General features: G+C 57.7%; 13 protein-coding genes and 1 pseudogene. 9 read left to right on the forward strand and 5 right to left on the reverse strand.

The annotated features are described in order from the left end of the window. Positions 1-270 precede the first annotated feature (270 nt). Positions 271-1,470: a tyrosine--tRNA ligase gene (gene tyrS / locus CH74_RS14490; RefSeq protein ID WP_048308248.1), complete on the reverse strand. Its 1,200-nt coding sequence runs from the start codon at positions 1,468-1,470 to the stop codon at positions 271-273. A 101-nt stretch (positions 1,471-1,571) separates the two neighbouring features. Here tyrS and CH74_RS14495 point away from each other — a divergent pair, with 101 nt between their 5' ends. Then, positions 1,572-2,720 carry an anhydro-N-acetylmuramic acid kinase gene (locus CH74_RS14495; protein ID WP_048308249.1) on the forward strand — a complete coding sequence of 383 codons (1,149 nt, stop codon included), beginning with the start codon at positions 1,572-1,574 and terminating at the stop codon, positions 2,718-2,720. Here CH74_RS14495 and CH74_RS14500 read toward each other — a convergent pair. Continuing rightward, the gene (locus CH74_RS14500) at positions 2,717-3,859 is read right to left on the reverse strand and encodes a PilT/PilU family type 4a pilus ATPase (RefSeq protein ID WP_048308250.1); all 1,143 of its coding nucleotides are present in this window, start codon (positions 3,857-3,859) and stop codon (positions 2,717-2,719) included. The genes CH74_RS14495 and CH74_RS14500 overlap by 4 nt on opposite strands. 53 nt (positions 3,860-3,912) lie before the next feature. Beyond that, positions 3,913-4,956 carry a type IV pilus twitching motility protein PilT gene (locus CH74_RS14505; protein ID WP_048308251.1) on the reverse strand — a complete coding sequence of 348 codons (1,044 nt, stop codon included), beginning with the start codon at positions 4,954-4,956 and terminating at the stop codon, positions 3,913-3,915. A 36-nt stretch (positions 4,957-4,992) separates the two neighbouring features. Here CH74_RS14505 and CH74_RS14510 point away from each other — a divergent pair, with 36 nt between their 5' ends. From CH74_RS14510 to CH74_RS14535, 6 genes and pseudogenes are all read left to right on the forward strand, one after another. After that, positions 4,993-5,700, forward strand: coding sequence for a YggS family pyridoxal phosphate-dependent enzyme (locus CH74_RS14510; protein ID WP_048308252.1), 708 nt, complete (start codon positions 4,993-4,995; stop codon positions 5,698-5,700). 46 nt (positions 5,701-5,746) lie between these two features. Next, on the forward strand, positions 5,747-6,574 hold the full coding sequence (gene proC / locus CH74_RS14515; RefSeq protein WP_048308253.1) for a pyrroline-5-carboxylate reductase: 828 nt from the start codon (positions 5,747-5,749) through the stop codon (positions 6,572-6,574). 26 nt (positions 6,575-6,600) lie between these two features. Further along, complete coding sequence (locus tag CH74_RS14520) at positions 6,601-7,191, forward strand: YggT family protein (protein ID WP_048308254.1); 591 nt, start codon at positions 6,601-6,603, stop codon at positions 7,189-7,191. Positions 7,192-7,218: 27 nt separating this feature from the next. Further along, positions 7,219-8,378, forward strand: a pseudogene (locus tag CH74_RS14525) (homoserine O-acetyltransferase). Then, the gene (gene metW, locus CH74_RS14530) at positions 8,378-8,995 is read left to right on the forward strand and encodes a methionine biosynthesis protein MetW (RefSeq protein WP_048308285.1); all 618 of its coding nucleotides are present in this window, start codon (positions 8,378-8,380) and stop codon (positions 8,993-8,995) included. Before CH74_RS14525 ends, metW begins: the two are co-directional and overlap by 1 nt. A gap of 26 nt (positions 8,996-9,021) precedes the next feature. Further along, positions 9,022-9,468 (forward strand): DUF4426 domain-containing protein, encoded by a 447-nt coding sequence (locus tag CH74_RS14535; protein ID WP_048308255.1) that lies wholly within the window; start codon positions 9,022-9,024, stop codon positions 9,466-9,468. An 18-nt stretch (positions 9,469-9,486) separates the two neighbouring features. Here CH74_RS14535 and CH74_RS14540 read toward each other — a convergent pair whose 3' ends face one another. Continuing rightward, on the reverse strand, positions 9,487-10,374 hold the full coding sequence (locus CH74_RS14540; protein WP_048308256.1) for a ChaN family lipoprotein: 888 nt from the start codon (positions 10,372-10,374) through the stop codon (positions 9,487-9,489). A 43-nt stretch (positions 10,375-10,417) separates the two neighbouring features. Beyond that, entirely contained in the window at positions 10,418-11,173 is a 756-nt protein-coding gene (gene sfsA / locus CH74_RS14545; protein ID WP_048308257.1) for a DNA/RNA nuclease SfsA, read from the reverse strand. 277 nt (positions 11,174-11,450) lie between these two features. Here sfsA and dksA point away from each other — a divergent pair, with 277 nt between their 5' ends. Both dksA and gluQRS read left to right on the forward strand, forming a co-directional pair. Then, a complete protein-coding gene (gene dksA, locus CH74_RS14550; RefSeq protein ID WP_048308258.1) occupies positions 11,451-11,888 on the forward strand; it encodes an RNA polymerase-binding protein DksA in 438 nt (145 codons plus the stop codon). Positions 11,889-11,950: 62 nt separating this feature from the next. Beyond that, positions 11,951-12,853 (forward strand): tRNA glutamyl-Q(34) synthetase GluQRS, encoded by a 903-nt coding sequence (gene gluQRS / locus CH74_RS14555; RefSeq protein ID WP_048308259.1) that lies wholly within the window; start codon positions 11,951-11,953, stop codon positions 12,851-12,853. Positions 12,854-12,875 lie beyond the last annotated feature (22 nt).

Below are 12,875 nucleotides of genomic sequence, written 5' to 3' on the forward strand. Positions count from 1 at the left end.
AATCATTGTGTCTTTGCCCTCAAAAGGACAAACACGATCTTGCTCAAGGTCACAACGTCTCTTGACGAGTCGCTTGCCTCGATCTAAATGACGTCGCATTCGATCGCTTACAAGCGCCCACATGAATTACCTGATCAATTGTTAAAGAGCGGTGCTGCAACCCCGGGGCAAGCCCTCGTCGGCAGCAGCGGATGCGTACTTTACGGATCCAGACCGGAACTGACAAGCCCTTTTTGTAAAAAATTACGGCAAAGGTCGTATAGTCGACATTCAAGCCAGAACAACCCTTGCGTAGCGCTTCTTACCCGCCTGAATTACATAGCTTCTGCCTGTTTCGAGCATATGATCGCGAGGCACGACTTCACCATCGACCTTGACTCGTCCGTTGCCCAGCATGTCCTTTGCTTGAGCGCTGTTATTGACCAGGTTGGCGCGATTGAGCACCGTTGCGATTGGCGCTTGAGTATCATCCTCGAAATCGATGCCAACCTCTGGCATATCTTCGGGAAGCTCTCCTTCGGCAAGCTGGTTACCTGCAGAGCGGTGCGCACTGGCGGCGGCCTGCTCACCGTGATAGCGCGTAATCAACTCGCGCGCCAGCTCCATCTTGATATCCCGCGGGTTAGCCCCGGCTTCGATATCATGCCTAATGCTCTCTACCTCATCATTGCTCTTGAGTGACAACAGCTCGAAATAGCGCCACATCAGACTATCCGGCATGGATACCAGCTTGTTGAACATGACCCCGGGCGGCTCATCGAGACCCACATAGTTCCCTAGCGACTTGGACATCTTCTGCACGCCGTCGAGCCCTTCAAGCAACGGCATGGTGATGACTACTTGAGGCTCCTGGCCAAAATGCTTCTGGATCTCGCGCCCCATCAATAAATTGAACTTCTGATCGGTGCCGCCCAGCTCTACGTCTGCTTTAAGCGCCACCGAGTCATACCCCTGTACCAGCGGATAAAGAAACTCATGGATGGAGATGGACTGGCCCGACCGGTAACGCTTTTCGAAATCGTCCCGCTCGAGCATGCGCGCCACGGTGCTTTGCCCAGCAAGCTCGATCATGTCCGCGGCACTCAGTGTAGTGAACCATTCGGCGTTGAAGCGCACCTCTGTCTTGTCACGGTCGAGGATCTTGAAAACCTGCTCGCGATAGGTCTCGGCATTGGCCTTGACCTCTTCTTCGGTGAGCGGCTTGCGAGTGACATTCTTGCCGGAGGGGTCACCAATACGTCCGGTAAAGTCGCCGATCAAGAAAACGACCTCATGCCCTAAATCCTGGAACTGACGCATCTTGGTCAATAATACGCTATGACCCAGATGAAGATCCGGAGCCGTGGGATCGAAGCCAGCCTTGATACGTAACTTGCGTCCTGAGAGGAGTTTTTTCTCTAGCTCGTCTTCAAGCAATATTTCATGAGCGCCTCGTTTGAGTAACGCTAGCGTATCGGCAACGTCGATCATCGACTCCTCTCCACTAAAAACGATTGTCTGTGTGAACAGGGCAGAATGTTAGCATGTCTTTACTTGGCAGTTGAGCACCCAAACACCCTTGGAGAAGAAGAATGCCCCTGTTCGTTGGTTTGATGTCAGGCACGAGCCTTGATGGCATCGATGCTGCCTTGGTGCGCTGTGGCGAGGGGCGCCCCGAATTGCTGGCCGCAAAGGGCATCGACATGCCTGAGAAATTGCGTCAGCAGCTATTATCGCTGTGTCAGGCTAACAATATTGCTTTTGAAGACCTGGCCGCTGCCGAGGCAGCCTTTTGCCAACTACAGGCCGAAGCCGTCAGGCAACTGCTCGATACAAGCGGTGTATCGATAAAGGAGATCAGCGCAATCGGAAGCCACGGGCAGACCATCGAGCATGCGCCCTATGGTTATAAGGTTGGGAATGACTATAAGGCAGACAGCGCGCGCTACACCCTTCAATTGGACAATCCCAGCCTACTGGCCGAGTTGACCAAGTGCCCTGTCGTTGCCGATTTCCGGCGCCGTGATCTGGCGGCCGGTGGTCAGGCCGCACCGCTTGCCCCCGCCTTTCATGCGGCGCTGTTCACCGCCGAGAACGAATGGCGCGTCGTTCTTAATTTAGGCGGTTTCGCCAACCTGACCTTGCTGCCTCCTGCTACGTCCAAGGCCTCTGTCATTGGCTTCGATACCGGACCTGCCAATGCCTTGCTCGACGAGTGGCACGCCCAGCATCGGCAAGAACGCTTCGATCGCGATGGCCAATGGGCCGCCAGTGGTCAGGTCGATGAGGCATTGCTCGAACGCTTGCTAGATGACGATTTCTTTAGACGTACACCGCCCAAAAGTACAGGGCGGGAATATTTCAACAGGAGTTGGCTTGCCGCTCGGCTGGCAGGCCATGAGTCACCTCAGGATGTACAGGCAACTCTGGCGGAACTGACTGCCGCCAGTGTGACGCTAGGAATCGAACAGGCCTGTCGGCAACAGGCAGTCGATGGCGCGATGACACTTACCCCCTGTGGCGGCGGGGCTCACAATGGCGATCTTCTCAAACGACTCCAGCAACGTCTGCCTCAGGTAACGCTGGCGTTCTGCGAGCAGTTCGGCTGGTCGCCGGACTGGCTGGAGGCAGGCGCTTTTGGTTGGCTTGCCTGGCGACGCCTGGAGAATCTGCCCGGCAACCTGCCCAGCGTAACCGGCGCAGGCGGCCCTCGGGTGCTAGGCGGCGTTTACAGCGCCTAGTAGTCATCGTCCTTCAAAGAAAACCTGCCGGAGGCACTGACCGCAGCATCCAGGCCTGAACACGTCTGTTCACCGTACTTGATCATCATGCGCAGATCATTGGTCGAATCCGCATGTACCAAGGCGACATCCTCGCTGACTTTGTTCTCTCGATAAAGTTCGTAAAGGGCCTGGTCAAAGGTTTGCATGCCGTGATCCTGGGAGCGCGCCATGGTTGTCTTGATGCCGACGATGTCTCCTTTGCGGATCAGATCGCTGATAAGCGGAGTACGCAGCATGAGCTCCACTGCGGCATGTCGGGTCTTGCCATCTAAATCAGGCACGAGCTGCTGAGCAATAACCGCCTTGAGGTTGAGCGATAGATCGAGCCAGATCTGGTCGTGACGCTCCGCCGGGAAAAAATTGATGATGCGATCCAGCGCCTGATTGGCATTATTGGCGTGCAGTGTCGCCAGACAAAGATGACCGGTCTCGGCAAAGGTCAGCGCATGCTCCATGGTTTCCCGAGTGCGTATTTCTCCTATCAGGATGACATCCGGCGCCTGGCGCAAGGTATTCTTGAGGGCTATCTCGAAGGATTCGGTATCGATCCCCACCTCGCGCTGATTGACGATGGCGCGATGATGCGGATGAATGTACTCGATCGGGTCCTCGATGCAGATGATATGTCCACCCTGGGTTTCATTACGATGCTGAATCATCGAGGCCAAGGTCGTGGACTTGCCTGTTCCCGTACCGCCCACCACCAATACCAGGCCGCGCTTGATGTTTGACAGATCCGCAACAGCCTGGGGAAGCGATAGCTCATCGATGTGCGGAATATCGTAGGCGATACGACGTACGACCATGGCCATCTGGCTACGCTGGTAAAAAGCACTGACGCGAAAGCGTCCTTTGCCCGCAAGGCTCAGCGCGAAATTGGCCTCTCGCTCGATCTCGAAACGCTGATGATGATTATTGGGTAGCGTCGCGAGCACCAGCTCACTGACCTGCTCCACCGCTAGTGCTTGTTCCCCCAGCGCCACCAGTTTGCCGCCGATTTTCATACTCGGCGGTGCGCTGGTCGAGATAAGCAAGTCCGAAGCCTCCTTCTCGACCATGATGTTCAACAACTGCTCTAACCACTCTGCCGGCGTCATACCCTGGCACTCCTGTTGATTCTTGATTGTTATCGGCCAGCGCCGCGCACTTTTTAAGCGCCCATTTCCGGCAATGTGCCCTTGGCCTTCGCCTGAGCTTCTTGACGAGTCACGAGATTTTCGCTGACCAGTCTTGCCAGGGACGCGTCCAGGGTCTGCATGCCTTGCCCACCGCCGGTCTGAATGGCGGAGTAAATTTGTGCCACCTTGTCTTCGCGAATCAGGTTGCGTACCGCAGAATTGGCCACGAGGATCTCGTGCGCAGCCACCCGTCCGCCGCCATGCCGCTTGAGCAGCGTCTGGGCAATGACGCCCTGCAGGGATTCAGAAAGCATGGAGCGCACCATGGCCTTTTCGTCGCCGGGAAAGACATCGATGATCCGGTCGACGGTCTTGGCTGCAGAGGTGGTATGAAGCGTCCCGAACACCAGATGGCCGGTCTCGGCAGCGGTCAACGCCAGACGAATCGTCTCCAGGTCACGCATTTCACCCAACAGGATCACGTCCGGGTCTTCCCGCAGCGCCGATCTCAATGCCTCGCTGAAACCGCGAGTATCACGATGCACCTCCCGCTGATTGATCAGGCAGCGCTTGCTGACATGAACGAACTCCACCGGATCTTCAATAGTCAAGATATGGTCGTAGCGGGTGTCATTGATATGATCGATCATCGCCGCCAAGGTCGTGGACTTGCCCGAACCGGTGGGCCCGGTGACCAACACCAGCCCTCGCGGAAGCGATGCCAGGCGCCGGAAGACATCCCCCAATCCCAGCGCCTCCATGCTCAACACCTCAGAGGGTACGACCCGGAAAACCGCGCCCACACCTCGACCATGATTGAAGACGTTGACACGAAAGCGCGACACCCCGGGCACCTCGAAAGAAAAGTCGGTTTCCAGAGACTCCTCGAAATCCCGGCGCTGGATATCCCCCATGATGTCGTAGACCAGGGACCTTATCTCACGATCCTCCAGTGCCGGCACATTGAGGCGACGAATATCCCCATCGACACGTATCATGGGCGGCAGGCCAGCGGAGAGATGCAGATCCGAGGCGTTCTGTTTTGCCGAAAACGCTAGCAGTTCGGTAATATCCACGTTAGCTCCCTACTCATTCAAAAGGTTGGATCCGGCATGTCAGACGCTCCGGTCAGCGATTCACTAAAACGCGCGCAGCAACGGCTTATCGAGGCGCTCGAAAATGCCGGGCGTTCTTCGCAAGACGCGCATCTGCTCGCCGTAAGCAAGACCAAGCCTGCCACACTGATTCGTGAGGCTTATGCCTGCGGTCAGCGCGAATTTGGCGAGAACTATCTTCAGGAAGCGCTCGACAAGCAGGCAGAACTCGCGGATCTACAGGACATCGTCTGGCACTTCATCGGGCCGTTGCAGTCGAACAAGACCCGGGCCGTCGCCGAACACTTCTCCTGGGTGCACAGCGTCGATCGAATCAAGATCGCTCGCCGTCTCTCCGAACAGCGCCCGGACGCTTTGGGCCCACTCAACATCTGCCTGCAGGTCAACGTCAGCGCGGAATCCAGCAAGGCCGGCATCCCACCGGGTGAACTCGACGCCCTTGCCGACGAGATCGCCACGCTCCCCAATCTGCACCTGCGCGGGCTGATGGCCATTCCGGCACCCGCCACCGACCTGGCGAGCCAGCGCCAGCCCCTGGGTCACCTGCGCAATCTTCAGGAAGGGCTGCGTCAGCGCCTGCCGGACGCACCGCTGGACACCCTTTCGATGGGCATGAGCGATGACCTGGAAGCCGCCATTCTCGAAGGCGCTACCTTGGTGCGTCTGGGCACTGCCATATTCGGCGCTCGTGAATCTCATCGCTGATGCTGTATCGTTCACTCTTTCAACTTGCCACCGCACAGGTTTTTTCATGACACACAAGATCACTTTCATCGGTGCCGGCAACATGGCAAGCGCCATCTTCGGCGGCATGATCGACGGTGGCTATCCGGCTGATGCAATCACGGCCACCGCCTCACATGACAACACCCTTACGCAATTGCGCGACCGCTACGGCATCAACGTCAGCAGCGATAACAACACTGCCGTCACCGAGGCGGATGTCGTGGTGCTGGCGGTCAAACCCAACATCATGCGCGACGTCTGCGCTGATCTGCGAGACAGCGTCCAGACACGCCAGCCGCTGATCGTCTCCGTCGCTGCTGGTCTCACCGCAGATACCCTGGACGAGTGGCTCGGCGGCGGACTACCCATTATCCGCTGCATGCCCAACACCCCCTCGTTGGTAGGGGCCGGTGCCTCAGGGCTGTACGCCAACGCCCGAGTCAGCGAAGATCAGCGCCAGCTGACCACCGCCCTGCTGGAAGCAGTAGGCCTGGTCGAGTGGGTCGACGACGAGGCGTTACTGGAAGCCGTCACTGCCATTTCCGGTAGCGGGCCGGCCTATTTTTTCCTTGTTTTCGAAGCCCTGATCGATGCCGGCGAACGTCTTGGCCTGCCACCGGAAAGCGCTCGTCGTCTGGCACTGCAAACCGGCCTGGGCGCTGCCCAGATGGCTCAGCAGAGCGAACACGATCCGGCTCAGCTCAAGCGCAACGTCATGTCGCCGGGTGGCACTACCGAGCGGGCCATCGAAAGTCTCGAAGATGGCGGCCTGCGGCAGTTGTTCAACAATGCCACCCAGGCCTGTGCAGCACGCGCCAGGGCATTGTCTGAAGAGATCGGCAAGAAAGATTAAAAGTTTAATTCATACGGAGGAGCCCTATGGGCAGCCAACTAGGAAGCGCCGGCCTGATGCTGGTCAACACCCTGATCAACATCTACCTGTTTCTACTGATGCTGCGTTTCCTGCTACAGGTGTCGCGTGCTGATTACTACAACCCCCTCAGCCAGGGAGTGGTCAAGGCGACGCAGCCGGTAGTCAAACCCCTGCAAGGATTTCTACGCCCTATCGGGCGTTTCGATCTGGCTACCCTGGGCGCAGGATTCATCATCAAGGCCATCAGCATCGTCGCCATCATGCAGGTCGCAGGCTACGGCATGCCGCCTTTAGGTGGTGTTGCCATCGCCTCGATCGCGGCGCTGGCTAGCGCGATTCTGAAGATCTACTTCTTTGCGCTGATTGGCATGATCATCCTGAGCTGGGTCGCGCCTCAAGCGAGTCATCCTGGGGCCATCCTGATCTTTCAGTTGGTCGAGCCCATCATGGCACCGGTGCGCAAGGTCATTCCGCCTCTGGGAATGATCGATCTGTCGCCGATCGTGGTATTCATCGCCATCAACCTGATCGATGGGGTCGTCGTCGGCTCCCTGACCCGGGCGGCGGGCGTTTCTGGTGCCCTAGTTGGCCTTTGAAAGCTCGGCCTTTGAGAGCAAACCACGATGCCCATTACGCTTCCCGCTGACTCCGTTGGCCTGGTGACACCACAGAAGGCTCATTTCGATGAGCCGCTTGCGCTAGCCTGCGGCAAGACGCTGGCAGCTTATGATTTGGTGTACGAGACCTATGGGGAACTCAACGCCGAACGCAGCAATGCGGTGCTGATCTGTCATGCCCTGTCCGGCAATCATCATGCAGCGGGGTATCATGGCGAAGACGATGCCAAACCGGGCTGGTGGGATGCGCATATCGGTCCCGGCAAGACTATCGACACTCGTCGCTTTTTCGTCATCGCGCCCAACAACCTGGGCGGCTGTCACGGCAGTACCGGCCCTTGCAGCCCCAATCCCGCAACCGGCCGGCCCTGGGGGCCGACATTTCCGCTGATGACGGTGAGCGATTGGGTATCCAGCCAGGCGCGGCTGGCGGATCGGCTGGGCATCAAGCATTTCGCGGCGGTGGTTGGTGGCAGCCTGGGGGGCATGCAGGTACTGCAGTGGACGCTTAGTTATCCCGAGCGTATCGCCAATGCCGTCGTCATTGCCGCCACCTCGCGGCTTTCGGCGCAGAATATCGCCTTTAATGAGGTAGCACGCCAAGCCATTCGCTCGGACCCGGACTTTCATGACGGCTGGTACGGCGAACACGACACCTTGCCCAAGCGGGGCCTGAAGCTGGCACGCATGGTGGGTCACATCACCTATCTGTCCGAGCACTCCATGGGCGCAAAGTTTGGCCGCGATCTGCGCAGCGACGCGCTTAACTTCGGTTACGACGTCGAGTTTCAGGTGGAGTCTTATCTGCGCTATCAGGGCGATATGTTTTCCACCGTCTTCGATGCCAATACCTATCTGCTGATGACTAAAGCGCTGGACTATTTCGACCCGGCGGCGGCTTGCGATGGTAATCTGGCGGCGGCGCTGGCACCTGCCAGCTGCCCCTTCCTGGTAGTGAGTTTTTCCACGGATTGGCGCTTTGCCCCGGCCCGCTCTCGGGAACTGGTGGAAGCCTGATACGCGCGGGTAAATCCGTGAGCTATGTCGACATCGACTCACCCCATGGACATGATGCCTTCCTCCTGCCTGATCCACGCTATCAAGCTGTATTCGGCGGCTTCATGAAGCGGATAACGCGAGAACTCGATCTGGAGAAAGGGGCATGATGCGAGCAGATCTCGCGCTGATTTATGACTGGGTACCCGAAGGTGCACGCGTACTCGACCTGGCTTGTGGCGATGGCACCTTGCTCGATGCCTTGGCCCGGGACAGAAAAGTGGCGGGCTATGGTCTTGAGATCGATCCTGACGGCATCACCGCCTGTCTCGAGAAAGGGGTCAATGTCATTGAGCAGGATCTTAACCTGGGGCTCGCCAACTTCGACGACGACGCCTACGACATGATCATCATGACCCAGGCCCTTCAGGCTCTGCGCCGGCCAGATCTCATGCTTGACGAAATGCTTCGGGTGGCAAGCGAAGGCATCATCACCTTCCCCAACTTTGCCTATTGGCGTCATCGTGTGCATCTGGGCATCAGGGGCTACATGCCGGTGTCCAAATCGTTACCTCATGCCTGGTACGATACGCCCAATATCCATTTGTCCACATTCAACGATTTTGAACATCTATGCCGGCAAAAGGGTCTGATCATCAGTGATCGTGCCGTCGGCAATGGCGATCATGAGGGCCATTGGAGTTCGCGCTGGTGGCCTAATCTGTTTGGCGAAACCGCCATCTTTCGTATTAGCCGCGGCCGGAGCCATGAACGATCAAGGGCATGACAATAGGGAATACGGGGGAAACTACCATGAGAAGGGTTCTGCAAACGATAGCGCTATTCTGGCTTGCCTTGTTGTCGAGCTTGCCTGCCAGCGCGGAACAACTCGAGCGTATTGGTGATTATCGTATTCACTACAGCGCCGTGAATACCAGTTTTCTGACGCCGGAGGTGGCCGCCGCCTACGATATCCAGCGTAGCAAGGTGATGGCCCTGCTGAGTGTCAGCGTCCTTGAGGATCAACCGGATGGTTCTGTCCGGCAGGTACAGGCAAACGTGGAAGGCAAGGTCGGCAATCTCGCAGGACAATCTCAACCCTTGGCCTTTCGCACCGTGCGCGAAGACGAGGCCATCTATCAGCTGGCGTTGTTTCGCATTCAAGAAGACGAGCCCATGCGCTTCAACCTCGAAGTAGGTTTCGATCGCAACGAAGAGCCCGCCGAGATTGCGTTCATGCAACGCTTTTTCATCGAGTAACGCTTTTTTGTTGGGCACCTACTGCGCGAAGCGCTCCCTCAAGGCGATGCAGGGATCTTCGCGATTGGCTACCATCATCGTGAACCAGGCCAGATCGAAAGGCGGCTCAGCGTCGACGCTTGTTGGCAATGCGGATCTCCAGGTCTGGCCCGGAGGCACTTCCACTAAGCCTAGACATAGCGGTGTCTGTTTGGCGTGTAGCGCCACCCCAACGTCCCGGCGTGCATGGCCATTACCGCACACCAGCACGGAAGTCGGCGGTAGGCCGGCAAGTGCTGCAGCCATGGCTTGGTCCCGAGCCACCTGGGCGGCTAGCATGCCATCGAGCATGGACTCCGGCAGCATACCGCAGTGCCCTTCCATAAGCGCCTGGCGCTGTGATCGCGCTACTACCAGCGGCAATTCCGGCGCCAGATCAAGCTTGACGATCTCGCGAATCTCGGAAGCGGTGAGATTCGCCCCACGTACCGGGACATCGAGGCTCAGCGCTAGTTGAAGCGTCGGCCCATAGGCGGACCACTCCCAGCCCCGCTGCCACTTTAGCGCCTTCTGCCACTGAGCATCGGACATCGTTTGCTGCGCATTTTCGGCAAGCTGTTCAAGCAGCGTTTGCTGTTCGCTGTCGAGCATTTCCATAGCGACGCCACCCAATGCCTGTCGCGCAGCTAGCTGCGCGATAAGCCAGCGCTCCAGACGGTGATGCTCCGGGTTGTCATGAGTCTCGCCGATAACCAGGGCAGGACTTTCCACCAGGCGTATCAATAGTTCAGCGCTGCTGAGCCATGTATTCCGACGCAGGTCACGAATACGATTGATGCCAGAGTCCGGACTACCCTGTACAGCCCGCGGCAATCCCGTGCTGGCGACTACAGCAAGCAACATCTTGAGACACTCTCGTCGCTTCATGTTCTCTTCCTATCAGGTTGCGTCGTAGGTCAATCACTATTGCTCAGTCTAGGACCCGCTGGCTCAGGCGGCGTTCAAGCGACAGCGTTACGGGTTGATCGAGACATATACTCTGGGGGGTACCGTCGACACTCTCGATCCGGCAACCATAGGCCAGCACTTCGACCCCCTCGCCAACTACTCGGCGAAGCGCTTTAGCGTAAACCGGGTCGATATGCTCTGCCGGGGCCACATCCTTGATGCCGGTATTGGCTACACAAAACAGCAGTACCGCACGCTGCCCTGATGCGGCGAATCGACCAAGCGTTTCAAGATGGCGTGCGCCTCGCACTGTCACCGAGGCAGGGAAGTAGCCGTGACCATCAACTTCCTTGAGGGTGACTTGCTTGACCTCGATGAAGGCGCATCCCCGCGTCGAGTCCTCAAGACAAAAATCGAGCCGGCCATCTTCCACCCGAACCTCTCGCCGCAATGAACCATAGCCGCAAAGTTCCGGGATGCGCTGAGCCCGGAGCGCTTCTTCGACGATGGCATTGGCGCGTCCGGTATGTATTGATGAGAACGCCATGGAACCATCCGGCTGGGGCAGCTCGATCAACTCCCAGGTCCAGGCCAGCTTCCGCGCCGGATTGGTGCTGGCAGAGAGCCATACGCGACATCCAGGCACATTGGTCGAGCGCATCGAGCCGGTATTGGGGCAGTGCGCTACCACGACCTCGCCGCTGGCCAGTTCGATATCCGCTAAAAAACGTTTGTAGCGACGAAGTAGAATTCCTGGAGTTAGGGGAGCGTACTGCATTACCTGCCACACCTTGCCAATAAAACACTCGAATTCACAAGGGGTTCCTTGCCCGTTGATTGGCGTAGCCACTAGCGCTAAAAGAGGCCATCTTAGCTGACTCGATTCAAGATAGTCAGCGTTTAAACCATTGAGTGGTTGCAAAACACTGGCTTTTTCGCTAAATAAGCAAGGCTTCGGGTGGGTATACTCCGCCCCCGCAGGTTGCACGAAGATGATAAGCGCAACTTGATCGGCCGGGCATCGGCCCAAGTCACTTGAGTAATGAGGCAGCCCCATGCCAGTAGCGGAAAAGAAAACGGAAGCGCCAAAGAAATTCATCCCGTACGAGCCAGCGCCGGATGAAGAGTACATGAACGAAAAGCAGCTGGAGCACTTCCGCCAGATTCTACTTGACTGGAAGATGGACCTGATGGAGGAAGTGGATCGCACCGTGCGTCATCTTCAAGAAGACGCCAACAACTATGCTGATCCTGCGGATCGTGCGACTCAGGAAGAGGGCTTCAGTCTGGAGCTGCGCACCCGCGATCGTGAGCGTAAGCTGCTCAAGAAGATCAACGAAACGATCGAAAATATCGACGACGACGATTACGGCTTCTGTGAAGCGTGCGGGGTCGAGATCGGCATTCGTCGTTTAGAGGCGCGGCCTACCGCCACGCTTTGCGTGGATTGCAAGACTCTAGCAGAGCTCAAGGAAAAGCAGCTCGGCGGCTAATCGTTACACCCCGCTGGCATGGGCGCCCGCTGGCGCCCATTTGCGTTTCAAGAGGGTCACTCATGCCCGGCTATCGTGGCCGCTTCGCCCCCACTCCCTCCGGCCCATTGCATTTCGGTTCCCTGGTTACGGCATTGGCAAGCTTTCTCGATGCGCGTCATGCTAAGGGCTCCTGGCTTGTTCGCATCGAGGACATCGACCCGCCTCGCTGCCCGTCTGGTGCAGATAGCGAAATACTGCGCCAGCTTGAAGCGTTCGGGTTGCATTGGGATGAAGACGTTTGCTACCAGAGCACTCGATACGAGGCTTACCGGGCTGCGCTGGAACAGCTGATCGATCATGGCCTGGCCTATCCCTGCAGCTGCTCGCGCAAGGACTGGCAAGAATACGCCGTGTATCCAGGCTGGTGCCGCAGCGGTGTGCGTCATCCAGAGCGCGCTTTCGCCTGGCGTCTGCGTAGCGATCTAGGTGAGCGCCCCATCGTCTGGCAGGACAGACTGTTTGCACGTCAATGCTTCGATCCGGCGGGGCTTGGCGACGTCGTATTAAAGCGCCGGGACGGTTTATGGGCCTATCAGCTGGCAGTCGTCGTGGATGACGGCGACCAGCATATCAATCAGATCGTGCGGGGTACCGATCTGCTCGACAACACCCCCTGGCAATGCCAGTTACAGCGAGCGCTAAACCTGCCGCAACCCCGTTATCTTCATCTACCACTCATCGCCACTGATGATGGCCAGAAGCTTTCCAAGCAGAATCTGGCGCCGGCGCTACCCATCAACGATAAATCGGTTCGACGCTTGCTGCATGAAGCGTTGATAACCCTCGATCAAGCGCCGCCGCCCTTCCTGAGCGATGCCCCTGTTGCCGAACAGCTAAGTGCAGCTATCGCCGCCTGGGACAGCAACCGGCTGCAACCGCGCACATATCGAGCGCTGCCTTACTCTATCAAGATGAATAAATGATGTGTCCGCAGGTTACCTGGCA

Origin of the sequence: Halomonas sp. PR-M31 (genome assembly GCF_001039575.1) — a bacterium.
Lineage (GTDB): Bacteria > Pseudomonadota > Gammaproteobacteria > Pseudomonadales > Halomonadaceae > Modicisalibacter.